This window comes from Mesorhizobium sp. P160927, from assembly GCF_057766385.1.
The window spans coordinates 4,865,663-4,886,156 of the sequence record NZ_JBYMDW010000001.1; the positions used below are offsets into that span (position 1 = coordinate 4,865,663).

The following is a 20,494-nucleotide window of genomic DNA, read 5'->3' on the forward strand; positions in this document are numbered from 1 at the left end:
ACGCATGTAAGATATCCCGGCCGCTTCGAGAGGCAATGCGCCGCCCTGACGGCCCGGCTTTAATGCATATCAAATCGGCTTCTTGCCATGTGGCCGCTTCGGCGGCTCGCCGGCAAAGCCCGGACCTTCGCCATGGGGCGCGTCGTCAGGCACGCCTTCATGGGCAGCATGTTCCTTGTCGAACTTGATCACCGGCTCCATGGTCTTGAGCACGTCGTCGGAGAGCCAGCACAGGCTCATATGGCCATCGCCGAGGTTCTTGACCGGCGGCACCTTGGTCTCGCACAGATTGTCAGGCACCAGCTTCTTGTAGCCGCAGCGTGTCTGGAACGGACAGCCGGACGGCGGGTTCATCGCCGAGGGGATGTCACCTTCCAGCACGATGTGCTTCTTGACCACGCTGGTATCGGCAATCGGGATCGCCGAGAGCAACGCCTCGGTATAGGGATGATAGGGCGGCGCGAAGATCTGGTCGGTCGTGCCTTGCTCGACGATATAGCCGAGATACATGACGACGACGCGGTCGGCTATGTAGCGCACGACGGAGAGATCGTGGCTGATGAACAGCATCGTCGTCTTGTTCTTGCGCTGGATATCCATCAGCAGTTCCGTCACCGCCGCCTGCACCGAGACGTCGAGCGCCGAAACCGGCTCGTCGGCCACCACCACCTTGGCATCGCCGGCGAAGGCTCGCGCCACGCCGATACGCTGCTTCTGGCCGCCGGAAAGCTGACGCGGCTTGCGGGTTTCGAACGCCCGCGGCAGTTTCACCAGGTCGAGCAGTTCCAGCATGCGCTTGCGCCGGTCGGCGACGGTCCTGCCGACGTTGAATTTTTCCAGCGTCCGGATGATCTGCGACCCGACCGAATGGCTGGGGTTGAGTGTGTCGAACGGGTTCTGGAACACCATCTGGATCGACGACACGGTGTCGACGCTGCGCTTCTCGATGCCGGTCGACTGGATTTCCTTGTTGCCGAGCGTGACGCTGCCGGAGCTGGCGGTTTCCAGTCCGAGCAGCACCTTGGCCAGCGTCGACTTCCCGCAGCCGGATTCGCCGACGATGGCGACTGTCTCGGATTCGCGTGCCATGAACGAGATCGTCTCGTTGGCCTTGACGACGCGGCCTTCGCTCGAGCCGAACACCTCGCTGCCGCCGACCTTGTAGTATTTCCGCAGGTCCTCGATCTTGAGTACTGGCGCGCCCGGTACGACGCGCTCATTCACCTTCTTGGCGCCCGGCGGCAATGCCTCCCAATCGATCTCGTTGAAGCGCACGCAGCGCGAGAAATGACCCTCGTGTCCGGCGACTTCTATCATCGGGATTTCGGCGGCGTTGCAGACGCCCTCGACGAAATGGTGGCAGCGCGGGCCGAAATTGCAGCCTTTTGGCCGTTCATGCGGCAGTGGCAATTGCCCCGGGATCGAGATCAGCGGCCGCGAGTTCTTGTCCGCGCCAGGCAGCGGGATCGAACGGAACAGCCCCTGCGTATAGGGGTGGCGCATCCGGTCGAAGACGTCCTTGATCTTGCCGGTCTCGACCGCCTCGCCCGAATACATCACAGTGATGCGGTCGCAGGTTTCCAGGATGAGGCCGAGGTTGTGCGAGACGAAGATCATAGAGGTGCCGAACTTCTCGCCCAACCCCTTGACCAGATCGACAATGCCCGCCTCCACGGTCACATCGAGCGCCGTCGTCGGCTCGTCGAGCAGAAGCAGCGCCGGCTTCGACAGCAGCGCCATCGCGATAACGATGCGCTGCTGCTGGCCGCCGGAAAGCTGGTGCGGATAAGAGCGCATCATGCGCTCGGGATCGGGAAGCTTGACCGAGCGCACCATTTCGAGCGCCCTGGAGTAGGCCTCTTTCGTCGACACCTTGTCGTGGATCAACGGCACTTCCATCAGCTGCTGGCCGATCTTCATCGCCGGATTGAGGCTGGCCATCGGCTCCTGGTAGATCATTGCGATCTTGTTGCCGCGGATGCCGCGCAGCTCCTCGTCGGAGAGCTCGCCCATGTCCTTGCCCTGGAACTTGATCTTGCCGCCGACGATCTTTCCGATATTGGAGAGGTCGCGCATGATGCCGAGCGACACGGTCGACTTGCCGCAACCGGATTCGCCGACGATGCCCATTGCCTCGCCCGGCATCACCGTGCAGGAAAAGTCCATGACGGCCGGTATCTCGCCCTTGCGGGTGAAGAAGGAGATCGAAAGGTTTTCGATCTCGATGATCGGCTGTGCCGGATTTCGAACTGCCTCGTTCATGGGTCGCTCCAATCCTAATTCTTGGCCAAGTGGGATCTGGGACCCCGCCATCAATCCTTCATCGATTGCTCACGCAGTGAGTCGGCGAGCAGGTTGAGACCCAGAACGAACGACATCAACGCGATCGTCGGCGGCAGCGCCGGGTGAATGAAGGAACGCAGCAATCGGCTGGCATCCTTGATCGCCGTACCCCAGTCCGGGCTCTCGGGCGCAAGGCCCAGGCCGAAGTAACCCAGCGTGCCAAGCAATATGGTTGTGTAGCCGATGCGCAGGCAGGCATCGACGATCAGCGGCCCGCGCGCATTGGGCAGGATCTCCCACAGCATGATGTACCAAGGCGATTCACCGCGCGTCTGCGCCGCCGCCACATAGTCGCGCGTCTTGATGTCCATCACCAGGCCACGCACGATGCGGAACACGCCCGGGCTGGAGGCGAACACCACCGCCACGAAGATGTTGAGCTGGTTGGGATCGATGTGGACGATGTGCAGCGGGTCCCTGTCGAAGACAAGGCCGAGGTAGATCCAGCCGCCTATGATCAGTGTCAGGCCAAGCAGGATATAGATCCGGTCGGGCCGGTTCTTGTAGCGCGTCCAGAACAGCACGCTGAAGAAAATGATCGGAAACAGGAAGAAGACGCCGGCCAGCGCATAGGGGATCGGCGTGTCCATGATGCCGGGCGTTACCAGCAGGTAGAACAAGAGGATCACCGGGAAGGCCAGTACGAGGTTCGCCAGGAACGACAGGATGGAATCGATCTTGCCGCCGTAGTAGCCGGCCGGCAGGCCAAGCGTGATGCCGACCATCAGCGCGAAACCGGTCGCGGCGGGTGCGATGATCAGCACGATCTGGCTGCCATAGACCATGCGCGAGAACACATCGCGCGCCAGCTTGTCGCCGCCGAACAGATAGGCGAGCCCCGATTGCGGTTCGATGGCGCCCGGCAGCGTGTCCTTCATCATCGGGATCTGGCCGAGCGGATCGAAGGGCGAGATGGTCGAGGCGAAGATCGCCGTGAACAGCCAGAACAGGCAGATAAAGACGCCCGCTACGCCGACGCCGCTATCGAACAACTGGCCGTAGAGCGCCAGCTTCTTCTTGTAGAGAAAGCTCGCACCCATGACGATGGCGAGGGCGACCCAGACCGGCCAGAAGCGCCAGAGCACTTCGAGGATGATGGTGGAGGCGCCGATATATTGAGCTTGCATGCGCCTTCTCCCTACTGAACGCGGATGCGCGGATTGAGGAATGCGTAGCCGACGTCGGAAATGAGCTGGGTGATCAGCACGATGAACACCGAGACCAGCGAACAGCCGAGCAGAAGATCGATGTCGTTGTTGCCGGCGGCCTCGACCAGCGTGTAGCCGAAGCCCTGGTAGCGGAACATCACCTCGACGATGACGACGCCGGTGAGCAGCCAAGGGAACTGCAGCATGATGACCGTGAAGGGTGCGATCAAGGCGTTGCGCAGCGCGTGCTTGACCACGACGCTTTTAAAGGAAAGCCCCTTCAGGCGTGCCGTGCGGATATATTGCTGCGTCATCACCTCGACCATGGAGGCGCGTGTCATGCGTGCGATATAGCCGATGCCGTAGATCGCCAGCGTGATCACCGGCAGGGTGAAATTGTAGAATGTGATGCCCTGGCTCGCGGAAGCGGCCGACCCGTTCAGCCAGCCGAGCCAGGAGGCGAAGACGACGGTGAAGATGACGCCCGACACATATTCAGGTGTCGCCGTCGAGGCGATCGAGGCGATCGACAGAACGCGATCGGTGCGCGACCCCTCCCGCATGCCGGCAAGGATGCCAACCAGCAGCGACACCGGCACCATTACGCCCAGCACGCAGAGCATCAGAATGCCGGTAGCGCCCAGCGCAGGGAATAGCTTGGCCGCGACCGTGGTCTTGAACTTGGTCGAACAGCCGAAATCACCCTCGATCACGCCGGAGAATGTCGGCACGGCCGGGTCATTGCAGAAGGAGAAGCGCTGCGTGGTCTTTCCGGTCGCCGAATCCGTGATCGGCTGCTTGGGCACGACGCCGAGCCACTGGCCATAGCGAACGAAGAAATTCTGGCGATAACCGTGATTGACCAGCCAGCTTTCAAGCTGCTCGGCCGATGTGTGCATTTCGGTCTGGCTGATCGCCAGCTTCTTCAGATTGGGTTCGAGATTGACGAGGAAGAAGACGACCAGCGTCAGGCACAGCATCGTGAGCAGTATCGTGCCGATGCGTCTGATGATGAATGAGAACATTGTGCCCCCCTGCCGGCCGGGTTGGGGTCAGATATGGTCAACCCTGTGACGAAAACCTTGTGACGTCACGCCGCCGCTGCATCCAATGCAACGGCGACGATCCTGAGAATATGAGGGACACGCGCCCCTCATATTCATCAAGCAGCGGTCACGCCTTGTCGAGCCAGACCTTGCCGAAATCGTGCTCGTAGGTGGGGTGCATCGAGTGGTTCTTCACCTCGGGCTTGATGTTGATGTAGAGCTTGCGCCAGTAAGGCTGGATGATGATGCCGGAATCCTGCAGCATCTGCTCGATATCCTTCATCACCACCTTGCGCTTCTCCGCATCAGCGACGCCGAGCGCCTCGTTGACTTTCTTGTCGAAGTCCGGATTGGCATAGGCCGTCTCGTTCCAGGCTTCGCCCGAGCGGTAGGCGATGGCGATGACCTGGATGCCAAGCGGACGCATGTTCCAGTTGGTCTCCGAGAATGGATACTTCGTCCAGTCGTTCCAGAAGGTCGAGCTCGGCAGCACGGTGCGCTTCACCTTGATGCCGGCTTCGCGCAACTGGGCCGCGATCGCGTCCGTGGTGTTCTTGTGGTAGTCCTCGTCGTTGCTGATCAGCTCGTGTTCGAAATCGATCACGCCGGCTTCCGTCAGCATCTGCTTGGCCTTGGCGACGTCGCGCTTGATCTTCGGCAGTTCGACATATTCCGGATGGATCGGCGCGACATGGTGGTTTTCGGCCGGCGTGCCGGCATTGCCGTAGCCGAGTTGCAGGACCACCGAATTGTCGACGGCCAGGCACATCGCCTGACGCACCTTCTGGTCGCCGTAAGGCTTGGCGTTTACGTTGAAGCGCGACACCACGGTAGCCGCGGTCACCACTTCCGAAGGCGGCGCGCCGACGTCCGCGATGATCTTTACGTAGTCGGCGGTCGTTTCGTGGTTGGTCTGCACTTCGCCCGATTCGAAGGCCGAAACGGTCGCGGCCGGATCGGTGCCGTAGTCGATGAACTCGACGCCGTCGAGGAAGGCTTCGCCCTGCCACCACTTGCCGGTCGTGCGGCGCTTGTAGACCACCTTCTGGCCGACATCATAGGAGACGAGCTCGAACGGACCAGTGCCGATCGGGCAGTTCTTGAAGTTGGCGCCCTTCTCGTCGAAGCTCTTGTGGACGACGAGGCCGGGATAGTCGCACAGGTTCGGGATGATGGCGATGTCGGGCTTCGACAGCTTCAGTTTCACGGTCATGTCGTCGACCTTGACGATCGACCCTTCGCGCAACTTCTTGGTCTTTTCGTCGACGAGGCTGCCGAGACGTCCCGGCATCGAGTTGCCTTCGGCTGATTTGTCGGCCCAGCGTGTGAAATTGTAGATCACGTCATCGGCCGTGAACTTGTCGCCATTGTTCCATTCGACGCCAGGCCGCACATGCAGCGTGTACTCGGTGGCGTCGTCGTTGATGTCCCAGCTTGCCAGCAGATATGGAGCGAATGTGTACTCCTTGGTGTATTTCACCAGCGGCTCGAGCGCCTGGCGCTGGGCGTTGGCAATCTCGGACCAGTCGGCGGTACGCGGATCTTTGGGATCCTTGACCGACATCGCCACTTTCAGCACGCCGCCCTTCTTGCCCTGGACGTCCTCGGCCTTGGCCGGGGTCGGAGCGGCAAGGCCGAGCAGGCCGTAGGCCATGGCGGTCGAGGCACCGAAGACGCTGGCGAGCGCGAGGAATTCGCGGCGATCGACTTTGCCCGACTTGGCTTCTTCGGCCATCGCCAGGATGTGATCCGGAACGCTGTCGCCGTTGCTCTTATAGATTGTCATGACTAACTCCCATTGTTGGCTTTCCGCCGATTAACATTCCGCATCCGGGCCATGATGTCAAAGACGGCATGGATTGGGAACATGTTAGCGAATGTGCAACTTTGGAAGGGGGGCAGTTCGCGTGATAGCGACAGTCTTGGCGCAAAATTGCTAGTGCGCCCAGATTTCGCCAAAATCTCTTCGAGCAATTAAATTGAGACATTCGCACTGGTTACGACAGCGCCAGCTGCGGCCAGGATGAAGGCCAGGGCCTCAATATTCCTTCTCGTAGAAGATGCCGCCCTTGGCTTCACCGGCGTCCGTCGCCTCGCCGCGCAATTTGACGCCGCGCCCGACATTGAGGTCGATGGTCGCCTTGCCGGAACCCGGCTTGTCCCCCTTCTGGATGGTCACATAGGTGCGGTCGTTCAGGTACTTGCCGGCCGAGACCGCCGTGCCGCCCTTGTCGTCGGTGGTCACGTCGAGGTCGTCGACGCCGATGGCGCTGCGCAGGTTTTCCAGAAGAGACGTCGAACCGCCGACGCCGGCCAATTGTCCGGCGGCCTCGGCCAGCTGCGCGATCTGCAGCGGCGACAGGTTCGACATCGACCGCCCGAAGATGAGTTGCGCCAGCACCTCGTCCTCCGGCAGCGCCGGCACCGAACTGAAGTTGAATTTGGGATTGGTCGCCTCGCCCGACACGACGATGGTGACGGTCGCGCCGGTTGTCGTCGTTGTCGCCGTCAGGTTGAGATAAGGCACCAACGAACCTGAGAACCCGACCGTGCCTTCGGTGAAGGTCAGCCGCTTGCCAAGGATCGACAGCCGGCCGCGCTGCAAGGTGAAGGTGCCGACGGCTTGCGGCGACGAGGCCGGGCCGGTCAGCTTGAGCGAGCCGCCGAGTTCGGCGTCGACACCCCTGCCCTGGATGAAGATCTGGTTCGGCGCGTTGACCGTGACGTCGAGCGCAAGACCGCTGCCACCGCTCTTGCCGCTGGTCGTGGCCGGGCGCAGCGCCTTGTCCTGCGCCCTGACCGGTCCCGGCGCATTCTTGTGCCTGACGTCGAGCGCCGAGAGCGAGCCCGGCAACTTGTCCGGGACCGTGATGACGGTCTTGGCCAGGTTGACGGTGCCGGCAATCGCCGGTGCCGAAGTCAGCGGTCCCTTGATCGTCAGGTCGCCGCCAAGGTTGGCGGTCACCACGCGACCGTCCGTATAACGACCGTCCGTGAGCTTGATCGACAGGTCGGCCGGGAACCCTTGCGCCGGATTGATACCGACCGTGCCACTGGCCGACAGGCTGCCGCGCGTCGACAGTGTACCGGTCAGCCGGTTGATCCTGGCGACGCCGTTGCCGATCGAGACATCGAGGGCGATGTCGTTGACCGCGAGGCCCGAATTGGCATCGACCAAGCGTGCGCCGGACGCCCTCACCGTACCGCCGATGACGGGCGATTTCGCCGGGCCGCGCACCTGCACATTGACATTGGCGTTGCCGCTCAGCGACAGGCCCTGCGCGGCAAGCTTCTCGCTGAGGAGACCGAACGGCACCGCACCGTTGAAGTCGAGCGACAGCGCCGGCGTGCCTGATGTCGTCACCGTGCCGCCGCCCTTGAGGCCAAGGCCGGCCCCGTCGCTGATATTGGCGTTGAAGGCCAGCTTGTTGCCGGCAAAGGTGCCGGTCGAGGAAACGCTCACCGCGCCGACGCCCGCGCCACGGGTCTGCGATGTCTGCACGCCCGCCGCGTCTATGTTGAAGGCAACAGCGGGGTTCGCCGGTGCGCCCGTCACCTTCACCGTCCCGGAAATGGAACCCGCGGCATCGAGCCCGGGCGAAAAACCGTTGGCGAGCGACATCGGCACGCGCGCCAGCACCGCATTGATGTCGAGCGCCTGCCCGACCTTGCCGGTTACCGTCGCGGTGCCGCCGCCAAGGTTGAGCACCAGCCTGTCCAGCGTCGTCGTGCCATTGGCGATGCTGACGGTCGAGGCCTGGGCGATGGCCGCCTTGATGCCCTGGACGGTTGCCTGCCCCGAAGCGAGCTCGATCGTGGTGGTGCCGCCGGCCACCTTCACGCGGCCGGCTGCCTTGGCCGGAATGCCCTTGACCGTGGCGCCGCCGGAGAAGCCGGTCCAGTCGCCGTCGCGCCTGAGGTCCACGTCGATGCCGCTGATCACGGTGCCGCCCGATATAACCGTGTCGGCGCGGATCTTGCCGGAGACGACTGGCGCCGCAAGATAGTTTGCGATCAACGCATCGATGGAAACTGCCTTTGCCTGGAGATCGCCACGCGTGATCGAGGTCGTAGCCGCCTTGATGGCGACCTGGGGTGCCGCGCCATTCCTGGAGAAGGCGATCGTGCCGCGAACGTCGCCTTCCGCCTTTTCCAGCGCCAGCGCGGCAAGTGGCCCGATGTCGGGGAGGTCGAGCGAAATTGTGCCTTCAGGCACGAACTTGTCGTCCAGCGCCAGATCGCCTGAGACCCGGTTCTTGCCCAGCGACAGCAGCAGTCCGTTGATGGCGCTCTTGCCGTTCGTCGTTGCCAGCACGGCACTCCCCTGCAGCGCCTGCCCGGCGACATTGCCGGTGAGTTGGACATTGGCCGCCGGATTGGCGGCATCGGCCTTGCCGGTAGCCGTGAGCTTCAACCCGGTGATCTCGCGCGATGCCACCGAGAGCCTGTCGCTGTTGACGGTAAGCGACAGGTCGGGCGCCATGGCCGGCCCTTGCGCGCTCAGCGCGAAGGCGATGGCGCCCTTGGCATCCCTAGACAATGGCGAGATGTCGCTCAGCGTCCCCCTGATGTCGGCGGTCACCTTATTGTCGGCAAGGCTTGCCTGTCCGTCGGCGCTCAGCGCGCCGGAAGCCAGCTTCAATCCACCGATATGGAGATTGCCGTTGGGTTCGCGCTTCAGCGTGGCGCTTATCTGGGCGCGGTCGCCAAGCATGCCGCGTGCCGCCGTCGGCAAGGCCGACGATGGCGCATCCGCCTTCAGGTTGAGATCGATGGCACCGTCACGCAGCGATACCTGGCCGGCCACCTGGCTGCTCAGCGTATCGCTTTTCAGCGAGCCGCTGTCGATGGCCACGGTGTCGGCGCTCAGCCGGGCGCTGAGCGCGGCCGTGACCTTGCCGGCGATGAGCGGCGCAATCGTTGGATTGTCGAGCCCAACCTTGTCCACCGATACCGTTCCGGAAACCGGCCCGGCGCGATTCCGGAGATCGAATGCGTCCGAGTGCAGTGCCAGGGTCAGTCCGTCCACCTTCGCCGGGCTGGTGACGACCGAGGGCAGGATCACGGAAAGGTCCACTCGGGCATGCGTGCTTTCGCCCGCGATTTTGGCCGATACTGATCGGACCTCGATCTTGACGGGGCTCTCGGCGCTGCCGACCGTCAGCGGCAGGCTGGGGCCCGACGAGGTCAGATCGATCGCAAAATCGCTCGCCCCATTCGGATTGATGGTGCCTGTCGCCTGCCCGGAAACCTTGTCGCCGGACAGGGTAGCATGGTCGAGGGCGACGCCGCCGGCGATTGTGTAGCTGCCGGCCGCATCGACGGCGAGCGGACCGAGCCCTGCCTGGCGGGTCTGGCTAGTCTCGGCACCGGCCAGTTTCGCGTTGAAACGGATGTCGGGAGTTGCCGGCGCTCCGCTCACTTCAGCGATACCGTCAAGCGTTCCCGTGGCATCCAGGCCAGGCGAAAACGCATTGGCAAGGGCCGCGGGCAAGGCGGATACCTGCGCCGCCAGATCGAGCGTCTCGCCAGCGCTGCCCGACAGCGCCACCCTGCCGCCGCCAATATCGAGCGCAAGCTTCTCGATCTTGGCCGTACCGTCGGCGATGGTCAGAGCCGACGGTTCGGCGATCGCCGCCTTGATGCCGCGAACGGTGGCCTCACCCGAGGCGATCTCGACGCTGGTGGTGCCCGCGGCGATCTTCACCCGGCCGGCAGCGGTCGCGGGAATGCCCGCTATGGTCGCGCCACCAGTGAGATCGGTCCAGTCGCCGTCGCGCTTGAGGTCGACGCCGACGCCGCTGATTTCCGTGCTTCCCGAAGTGACCGCATCGGCCTTGATGGTGCCCGAGATCGCCGGCGCCTTGAGATAATTGGCGACCAGCGCATTGATGGCGATCACTTTGGCGGTAACCTCGCCTCGCGCGACCGACGTGCTCTTGGCATCGATGGCAATGGACGGTGCATCGCCGTCCTTGCTGAACAAGATGGTGCCGTTGATGTCGCCGGTCACCGCCTGGCCGGCGAGCGCGGCCAACTGGTCGATGGCAGGTGCGGCGAGCGTCAGCCTGCCCAAGGGCATGAACTTTTCGTCGAGCGCCAGGTCGCCCGAGACCTTGTTGTCGCCCAGCGACACCAGGAATCCATTGATCGAACGCTTGCCCTCGCTGGTCACCAGGGCCGCCTTCATGTCGAGCGGCTGGTCGTTGACGGCGCCGGTCAGCGAGACGTTGGCGGAAGGGTTCGTTATGTCGGCCTTGCCGCTCGCGGTCAGCTTGATGGCCTTGACCGTACGGCCCGAAGCGGTCAGGCTATCGCTGTTGGCGCTAACGGTGAAATCCGGCGCGGTCATCGCGCCGCTTGCCGACAGCGCGAAATCGACCCCGCCGGCAACCGGCACGCCGACCGTCGGCGACAACACCGAAACGTCGCCCAATTTGCCCTTGATGTCGGCCTGGATGTCAGTGCCTTGCATGCTGGCCGTACCGCTGGCGCTGAGCGATCCTGAAGTGAGTTCGATGGAGTTCGCGGCGAAAGATCCCTGCGGATCGCGCGATGCCGTGGCCGAGAACTTCACCCGGCCGCCGAGTACCGAGGCTATCTGCTGGGGAAACGCGGTGGCCACGGCATCGGCATTCATTTTGAGCTGCATCGACATGTCGGCGAGCGCCACCGTCGCCGTCAGCGAGGCATTGACCGCATCGGAGCGCATCGTACCCTGATCGATGGCAATGGCGTCCTTGCTGATTGAACCGGCCAGATCGACATTGACCTTGCCGGTGATCAGCGGCGCCAACGTCGCGACGTCGGTTTTCAGGCCGCCCGCCTCCAGCTTGACGGCAACCGGGCCGGCGCGGTTCTGAATATCGAACCCGTCGGAATGGATTTGCGCTGCCAGATCGTCCAGCCGCGTGCCGCCGGCGACGATCGAAACGAAGGAGGCGCCGATGTCGACGATCGGCGCCTTGCCGTCGCCGAAGGCGCGCGCGGTGGCGTTCTTGATCGCGAGCGTGATCGGCTGCGCCTTGCTGCCGACACTGATCACCACGGGCGGGCCCTTGGCGGCGAGTTCGACCGACAGGTCGCTGGCGCCGGCAGGATCGGCAATGCCGGAGGCGGTGCCGTGCACCGCATCGCTCTCGATGCTGGCCCGGTCGATGCTGATGCCGCCCGCCGACGTGGCGGTGCCCGCGACATCGAAACTGGTCTTGCCGGCAAACAGCGGCTTCAGGTTTTCCGGCAGGAAACGCGCAAAATCGCCGTCGCCCTTTGCTTCGAGATGATTGCCCTTGTCGGTGAGCTGGTGACGGCCGGTGAGTTGGGTGACGATCCGATGGTCGACGAGGAAGGTGCCGACACCGCTCCAGTTGGCAAGCGGCCCGCTGCCCGAAACCACGATATCGACCGGTGGCGCATCCGGCAGCTTGAGCAGGTTGGCAATGATGCCGCCGGCCGGCTCCGACGCCTTGAGGTCGAGGTCCAGCTTGTTATCGGCGGGTGCGAAGTGGATCTTGGCGTCGACATTGCCCTGTTTGCCGTCGTGACGGGTGACGTTGAGCACCGTCTGGACCGCCAGTGGCGCGGCATCGGCCTTGAGCATTCCCTTGGCCGCCAGCTCGGCGATGCCGCTGCCGGCCAGTTGCTGGCCAAGCGCGATTTCCGGAAGCTCGATCTGCTTGATGTCGATGGAGACCGGCAGCGTCGTCGTGCCGCTCTGTGCGGGCGGCTGCGTACCGGCCACCGGCAGGCGTGCGAGTTCGACGCGATCGGCGGCGATGCGATCGGCGCTGAAGCTTTTGGACAAAAGGGCGGTCGGCGACCAGTCGACGGCCACCTTGCGCGCTACTAGCCAGGCGCCCTCACGGTCCTCGAGCACGACATGGTCGACGCTGAGATTACCCGACCAGATGCCGTCGATGCCGCTGACGGTGACCTTGCGGTCGTCGCTCGAAGCCAGCCGCGAAATGATGCCGGCGAGGTTGTCGCGCCCGCGCTCGGTTTTGGTCAGCACGACCAGCGCGCCGATCGCACCCGCGACCACGATCAGCAGCGTGTAAAGGACAATGCGAAGAATGCGCCAGACCGTCTTCATCGTCAGAACGCCTGTCCGATGCCGGCATAGATGCCGAAGTGCGGATCACCTGGATCGCGGTTGAGCGGCACGGCCGCGTCGATACGCAGCGGCCCGAACGGCGTGACGTAGCGCAGGCCGACACCGGCGCCGACCTTGACGTCGGAGAAGCTGGGAACCGACTTGGTCGACACAGTGCCGGCATCGACGAACGGCACGATCCCGATCGTGTCGGTGACGGCGATGCGCATCTCGACTGAAGTCTCGAAGAAGGACAGGCCGCCGATCGGCTGGCCCGTGAAGTCCTTCGGGCCGATGCCCTGATAGGCATAGCCGCGCACCGAACCGCCGCCGCCGGAATAAAAACGTCGGTCGGCCGGGACGTTCTGCAGCCCGGTACCGACGATCGAGCCTACGGCGACACGTTCGGCCAGCACGAATTTCGAGGCCGTGTCCAGCGACTGATAAGCCGACCCTTCGCCCTTCAGCTTGAGGAAGGCCGCACCGCTCAAAATATCGTAGCTCGGCTCGGCATAGGCCAGCAAACGGAAGCCGGTGGTCGGATTGAGCCGGTTGTCTCTGTTGTCATAGACATACTGCAGCGGAATGCTGGCGATCAGGTATTTGTGCTTGCCGAAGGCGTCGTGAATGCGCGAATAATCGAGCGCGACCTCGGCTGACACGGTCTGCTTCTTGTCGAGTTCATAGGACAGGCCGGTGCTGCCCTTGACCGAGAAATGGTCGTAGGCGTCGGGATGTTCCAGCACCGTCTTGACGCTGGCGAAGAACTTCGACGCCGGCCCGATGACGCCGGGTTTCTCGAACATGATGCCGGCATTGTAGTTCAGTTCGGACAGATTGTTGCTGCCGATGCCGCTGATGGCACCGTCGATGCGCAACTTTTCGGCACGGCCAAACAGGTTGCGATGGCCCCAGTAGCCCTCCAGGCCAAGCCCCTCGGTATTCGAGAATGTGCCACCCAGCCCGAAATAACGCGGCTTGCGCTCGCTGACCTGGACGCCGATCGGGATGTTGCCGTCCGCGTCGAGCTTGTCGGCTTCCTTGAAGGTGACACTGTTGAATACCTCGAGCGCCAGCAGCCTGTCGCGCGCGTCACTGATCTCCTGCGGCGAGTATTGCTTGCCGCGCTTCAACCCGGTCATGTATTCGGTGAAGTCGCGGTCGACCTTCTCGGTGCCTTCCACCGTGGTCGCGCCATAGCCGGCTACCGGGCCGGCCGCGACCGTCAGCGTCACGTCGAGCGTCGATGTGGCATGGTCGGCGACGATCTGCCGGTCGGTCACCCTGGCCAGCGGCCTGCCCTGCTCCTTCAGCGTCCGCACGATCAGCGCCTCGGCCTTGAGCACCGCGCCCGATCCGGCGTCGCCGCCTGATATCAGCCCATAATCGGCGCTCATCAGCCCCGCTGCGTCGCCTTCCAGCCTGATGTTGCCGAGCGTGAATTTGGGGCCGGCTGAGATGGTGATCACTACCGGGATGGGCTGCGGCCCCTTGAATTCGGCGTCCGGCGGCAATTCGTCGAGCGGCTTGCCGTCGATGGTGACGGTGACGACGCCTTCATAACGGGCATCGGCATAAAGGGCTGCGACCAGCTGTTCACGGTCGCTGCGTGCCTTGGCCATCAGCCCGAGCGAGCCCGAAACCGGTCGGTCCTCGTCGCTTTTCAGCGCCGAGGCGTTTTCGAGCTTCTTGACGAGGTCCTTGTCGGCATCGGGCGCGGAGATGGTCACCGCATAGCGCAGGGGATCGACAATGTCGGCGTCCTCGTCGCTGGACGATCCCCACAGCTTGATGCCGAAAAGCTCGAACGCGGCCGCGGACCCCAATTCGCAAAGCAGCGCCATCGAGCACATCATGGCCAAAGCCAGGGCGCGCGGAAGCACGCGCCCTGGCGCGATCCCTCCTGACATCTGCTCTTCATGCGCCGGCATTAAGACAACCTAGTTCGTAAAACTAAAATTGGAATGAAGTTCTGAAGCGCTCGTAAAGGGGCCACAATCCAATTGTCTGAAATAGGACGGGCTTGGAATTCACACCTTCTGCGTTTCCGCAAGAAAGCGTGATCCCCTTTGCCATGGAGGTTACTGTTCGCATACCGGTCCTTGGCCGGAAAATAAACCGTTGGCAGGCGGCACCTGCCGCGTTCGCGCGTTGACAAGCCCGACTGAAGCTTGATCATGCCCGGACGTCTGCAATTGTCTGGAGGGTGTAATGGCAATGCGCGCGGCTCGTGGTCTGTCGATTCTCGTCCTTTTTTTTCTTGCCTGGGGTAGCGTCGCGCAAGCGGCCGAGGCCCGGCGAATCGCGACGACGGACAATTCCGATTATTTCGGCTTCGATCTCCGGTCCGACCAGAACGTCACGCTCGACCAGTGCAAGACGACATGCCTCGGCGATCCGGCCTGCCGCGCCTTCACCTACAACACCAAGGCAAAATGGTGCTTTCTCAAATCCGACCATAACCAGTTGAAATCCTTCACCGGCGCGATCGCCGGCAAGGTCGTCAACATAGACGGCGATCCCGATATCGGCGCGCCGCCGGAACTCGCCTTCTTCCCCAACTGGATGGCCGACCAGGCCCAGCAATACCGCAACAAGCTGCTCGGCCCTGCCTTCGACAAGCCGACAGAGGGCATGGCGGCACTGACCAATGCCGCCGAACAGGCCGTGTTGACCGGCGACCATCGCTCCGCCATGCAGAAATACGAGGCCGCGGTCTCGGTCATGCCTGACGATGGCCAGCTCTGGCTCAAGCTGGCGCGCGAAACGCTGGCCGTGCAGCCTGCCGCCAACACCTCCGAAGCCTCGACTTTGCCGGCAAACGGCACGTCGGCCGCGTTCAACGCCTATAAGCTGCTGCGCACCACCAAGACTCGCGCCGAAGTGCTGGCGCTGCTCGGCGACGGTCTCGATAAGCGCGATCTCTACCGGCCGGCGCTGCAGGCCTATGAGGCCAGCCTTGCGCTGGAAGGCTCGCCCGCGGTCCAGGCCGACTATGCCGATCTGAAAGCCCGAAAAGGATTCCGCGTTGTCGATCACAGCATCGATGCCGACACCAGCGCGCCGCGCATCTGCGCGCAATTCTCCGAGGATCTAGTCAAGACCGGCGTCGACTACGCGCAGTTCGTCACCGTCGACAACGCGCCGCCAAAAGGCGTCGAGGCCAAGGACAAGCAGATCTGCGTCGAAGGCCTGGAGCATGGCCAGCACTACGACGTCACCTTCCGCGCCGGCCTGCCGGCCGCGATCGGCGAAGTGACCGCCGCCCCAGTGGTGCTGTCGATCTATGTGCAGGACCGCGCGCCGTCCGCCCGCTTCACCGGCGACAGCTTCGTGCTGCCGGCCGGCGCGCGCCGCGGCATCCCGGTCGTCACCGTCAACATGAACGCCGCCGAAATGAAGCTCTACCGCATCGGCGACCGTTCGCTGGCGCAGCTTCTGTCGGGCTATCAGTTCCTGCACCAGCTCGACGGCTATGACATCTCCAACATCTCCGAGCAGATGGGCGCGCCGGTCTGGCAGGGCCAGCTCGACATCGGCAACGACCTCAATAAGGAAGTCACCACCTCCTTCCCGGTCGACGAAGCGCTGCCGCAGCGCAAGCCCGGCGTCTATGTGCTGACCGCGCAGCCCGTCAACGACAAGAGCGACGACTACGGTTCGCTGGCCACGCAGTGGTTCGTCGTCTCCGACATCGGCTTGTCGACCTATACCGGCCAGGACGGGCTCAATGTCTTTGCCCGTTCGCTAGGCAGCGCCAAGCCGATTGCCGGCGCCGAATTGACGCTCGTTGCCAGGAACAACGAGGTTCTCGGCACCGCGACGTCGGATGCCGACGGCCATGCCGTCTTCAACCCTGGCCTGACGCGCGGTGACGGCGGCATGGTGCCGGCCGTGCTGATGGCCAAGCAGGGCGACAATGATTTCGTCTTCCTCGACATGGCCAAGGCCGGCTTCGACCTGTCCGACCGCGGCGTCACCGGACGCGCGGCACCAGGCGCGCTCGACGTCTATGCCTGGACCGAGCGCGGCATCTACCGCGCCGGCGAGGACGTCCATGTCGCCGCCCTTGCCCGCGATGGTGCGGCCAAGGCGGTCGAGAACCTGCCGCTGACCTTCATCTTCTCGCGCCCCGATGGCGTCGAGGACCGCCGCATCGTCAGTGACGGCGCATCGGCCGGCGGCCATGCCGTCGACCTGCCCCTCGAACCCAACGCCATGCGCGGCACCTGGTCGGTGTCGATCCATACCGACCCCAAGCAGCCGGCGGTGGCAAGCCAGATGTTCCTGGTCGAGGACTTCGTGCCGGATCGCATCGAATTCGACATGAAGGCCGACAAGCAGGAGATTGCGCGGGGCGAAACCGCCAACATCAACATTGACGGCCGCTTCCTCTATGGCGCGCCGGCGGCGGGCCTTGCGCTGGAAGGCGAGCTGACGCTGTCGACCTCTCGTGACTGGGACCGCTTCCCCGACTTTTCCTTCGGCCTCGCCGACGAGCAGTCGTCGGAGCCGACGGTCACGCCGCTCACCGACCTGCCGGTGGTAGGCGATGACGGCAAGGCGACCTTCCCTGTTACCGTCGACCAGTTGCCCTCGACCACCAAGTTGGTCGACGGCAAGGTGACGGTGCGCATGCGCGAAACCGGCGGCCGCGCCATCGAGCGCTCGCTCAACATCGGCATCCGCCCGCAAGGCCACATGATCGGCATCCGTCCGGATTTCGCCGATGGTGAGGTGCCGCAGGGCGGCACCGCCAAGTTCAGCCTGATCGCCGTCGATCCCGACGGCAAGCGCGAGGCGCTGAAAGCCGCGCAGTGGACACTGGTCAAGGTCGAACGGAACTACCAGTGGTATCGCTCCAACAATTCCTGGAACTACGAGCCGGTCTCCTTCACCAAGTCGATTGCCAACGGCCAGGTCGACCTCGGCGCCGACGGCGACGCAACCGTCTCCGTGCCGGTCGATTGGGGCCAGTACCGGCTCGAGGTCGAGACATCCGATCCCGAGGGGCCGGCGACCAGCTATGAGTTCGACGCCGGCTGGTATGTCGCCTCGACGACCACCGAAACGCCCGACGGCCTGGAGATCGCCCTCGACAAGGACAATTACGCCGCGGGCGAGGTTGCCAAGCTGAAAATCTCGCCGCATTTTGCCGGCGAACTTCTCGTCAACATCGGTTCCGACAAGCTGTTGAAGACCATCACGGCGACCGTGCCGGCCGGCGGCAGCACCGTCGATATTCCGGTCGGCGACGATTGGGGCGCCGGCGCCTATGTCACGGCCACCCTGTTCCGGCCGGGCGATACGCAGGAAACGCGCATGCCGGCCCGCGCCATCGGCGTGAAATGGCTGACGGTCGATCCGGGCGCCAAGAAGCTCGCCATCACCCTGACGCCGCCCGACAAGACCGTGCCGCGCCAGCAACTGTCGGTCCCGGTTTCCGTGGCCGGCGTGCAGCCGGGCACGAACGCCTATGTCACGGTTGCCGCCGTCGACGTCGGCATCCTCAACCTGACCAACTACAAGGCGCCAGACCCGGAGAACTGGTTCTTCGGCCAGCGCATGCTGGGCATGGAGATCCGCGACATCTACGGCCGCCTGATCGATGGCTCGCTGGGCACCACCGGCAAGCTCCGGACCGGCGGCGACGGCGCCAACATGCAGGCGCAGGGCAGCCCGCCCACCGAAAAGCTGGTCGCCTTCTTCTCCGGCATCGTCCAGCTCGACGCCGACGGCAAGGCGCGGATCGACTTCGATATCCCGCAGTTCAACGGCACCGTGCGGGTCATGGCCGTCGCCTGGACCAAGGAAGCGGTCGGCCATGCCCAGGCGGACGTGATCGTGCGCGATCCCATAGTGATTACCGCCGGCCTGCCGCGCTTTCTGGCGCCTGGCGACAACGCCGTCATGCGCCTCGACGTGGCCGACACCGATGGCCCGGCCGGCGACTATGCGCTGTCGATCGATACGACGGGCGACCTGTCGACCGGCGACAAGCCCCTGCCCCAGAAGCTGACGCTCGCACACGGCAAGCGCCAGACGCTTACCGTGCCGCTGATCGCCAGGACGGCGGGCAATGCCTCGCTCACCATCAAGCTGGCGCACGCCGACGACACCAAGGTCGAGCAGACGCTCTATGTGCCGGTGCGCCCGGCGCAATTGCCGGTCACCACGCGCCTTGTGGTCGACCTCAAGGGCAATGGCGGCGCGCTGCGCATCGACAAGGAACTCTTGGCTGCCAGCCTGCTCGACGGCGCTTCGGTCAGTGTCGGCGTTTCGCAGGCGGCGGCCTTCGACGTGCCCTCGCTGCTGATGACGCTCGATCGCTACCCCTATGGCTGCGCCGAGCAGACCACCAGCCGCGCCATGCCGCTTCTCTACGTCAACGAGATGGCATCCGGCGTCGGCATGGAAAGTGATCCGGACCTGCACGGCCGCATTCAGGATGCGATCTACAAAGTCCTGAGCTACCAATCCTCGAGCGGCAGCTTCGGCCTGTGGGGTCCGGGCTCCGGCGACCCGTGGCTCGACGCGTATGTCAGCGAATTCCTGACCAGGGCGCGGGAGCAGAAATACGACGTGCCGGCTCTCGCGATGAACCAGGCGCTCAACAACCTGCAGAACTCGCTCGGCTACGACCAGAGCGTACAGGACCGCGGCAGCGAGATCGCCTACGCGCTCTATGTGCTCGCCCGCAACAAGAAGGCCTCGATCGGCGATCTGCGCTATTACGCAGACACGCAGCTCGAAGCCTTCTCGAGCCCGATGGCCGTTGCCCAGCTGGCGGCCAGCCTGGCGCTCTATGGCGACGCGCAGCGTTCGGAGGCGACGTTCAAGACCGCACTGCAGCTCGCCAAATCGAGCACGGACTACGATTGGTACCGCTCCGACTACGGTTCGGCGTTGCGTGACGACGCGGCCATGCTGTCGCTGGCGGCGGAATCAAAGCCCGTATCGACCATCGTGCCCGAGCTGATCAAACTGGTGACCAGGGAACGCGCCGAAGCGCGCTGGACCAGCACCCAGGATGATTCCTGGATGCTGCTGGCGGCGCGCGCGCTGAAGGAAGGCAACGACTCCATCGCGCTGACCGTCAATGGCGCGCCGCATTCGGGTGGTTATTCCAACCAAGTCAACGGCTCTGAACTGGTCGACAGCCCGCTGGAAGTCGCCAACACCGGCAAGACCCCGCTGCAGGCCGTCGTCACCACCGTGGCGTCGCCGATCCAGCCCTTGCCGGCCGGCGGTGACGGCTTCACCATCAGCCGCACCTACTACAAGCTAGACGGCACCGAAGCCAATGTGACCGAGGCTACCCAGAACGAACGCTATGTCGTCGTGCTCAAGGTCACCGAGCAGAACAGCTGGCCGTCGCGCCTGCTGGTCACCGACCTGTTGCCGGCCGGCTTCGAGATCGACAATCCAGGCCTGGTCTCCAGCGCCCAGTTGACGAACTTCTCCTGGCTGGCACAGACCGACGCCGCGCATCTGGAATTCCGCGACGACCGGTTCGTCGCGGCATTCAACCCGGCCGATGGCGACCATGACCACAATCTGACGCTTGCCTATGTCGTGCGCGCCGTGACGCCGGGTACCTACGCCCATCCGGCGGCAACGGTTGAGGACATGTACCGTCCGCAATATTCAGCCCGCACCGCCACCGGCATGATGGAGATCAAGGCACCGTAAGGCGATGCTGGCGAATATGAACAGGACGACGGCGCTGCCCCTCATCCGCCTGCCGGCACCTTCTCCCCGTATAGTGACGGGCAGAAGGGAGCTATCTCGAACTTCGCCGCTTTTTCTGCAACGCTGGCGATTGGCGAAACCATCAGCAACAGCCTCTTTCTCCCCGTTTCTAT

General features: G+C 63.8%; 7 protein-coding genes. 1 reads left to right on the forward strand and 6 read right to left on the reverse strand.

Annotated features, from left to right (window positions below; all coding sequences use genetic code 11):
- Positions 1-69: 69 nt before the first annotated feature.
- The 6 genes from AC3CB8_RS23730 to AC3CB8_RS23755 form a co-directional block, all read right to left on the reverse strand.
- On the reverse strand, positions 70-2,262 hold the full coding sequence (locus tag AC3CB8_RS23730) for a dipeptide ABC transporter ATP-binding protein (RefSeq protein WP_023769595.1): 2,193 nt from the start codon (positions 2,260-2,262) through the stop codon (positions 70-72).
- Between the two features lie 50 nt (positions 2,263-2,312).
- Positions 2,313-3,470, reverse strand: coding sequence for an ABC transporter permease (locus tag AC3CB8_RS23735; protein ID WP_023769594.1), 1,158 nt, complete (start codon positions 3,468-3,470; stop codon positions 2,313-2,315).
- A gap of 11 nt (positions 3,471-3,481) precedes the next feature.
- Positions 3,482-4,516: an ABC transporter permease gene (locus AC3CB8_RS23740; RefSeq protein ID WP_023769593.1), complete on the reverse strand. Its 1,035-nt coding sequence runs from the start codon at positions 4,514-4,516 to the stop codon at positions 3,482-3,484.
- A 148-nt stretch (positions 4,517-4,664) separates the two neighbouring features.
- Positions 4,665-6,323 carry an ABC transporter substrate-binding protein gene (locus AC3CB8_RS23745; protein WP_023782742.1) on the reverse strand — a complete coding sequence of 553 codons (1,659 nt, stop codon included), beginning with the start codon at positions 6,321-6,323 and terminating at the stop codon, positions 4,665-4,667.
- Between the two features lie 252 nt (positions 6,324-6,575).
- Entirely contained in the window at positions 6,576-12,629 is a 6,054-nt protein-coding gene (locus AC3CB8_RS23750; RefSeq protein WP_352563833.1) for a translocation/assembly module TamB domain-containing protein, read from the reverse strand.
- Between the two features lie 2 nt (positions 12,630-12,631).
- Positions 12,632-14,560, reverse strand: coding sequence for an autotransporter assembly complex protein TamA (locus AC3CB8_RS23755; protein ID WP_488377347.1), 1,929 nt, complete (start codon positions 14,558-14,560; stop codon positions 12,632-12,634).
- 280 nt (positions 14,561-14,840) lie between these two features.
- Here AC3CB8_RS23755 and AC3CB8_RS23760 point away from each other — a divergent pair, with 280 nt between their 5' ends.
- The gene (locus tag AC3CB8_RS23760; protein ID WP_352563831.1) at positions 14,841-20,321 is read left to right on the forward strand and encodes an MG2 domain-containing protein; all 5,481 of its coding nucleotides are present in this window, start codon (positions 14,841-14,843) and stop codon (positions 20,319-20,321) included.
- Positions 20,322-20,494: the final 173 nt, after the last annotated feature.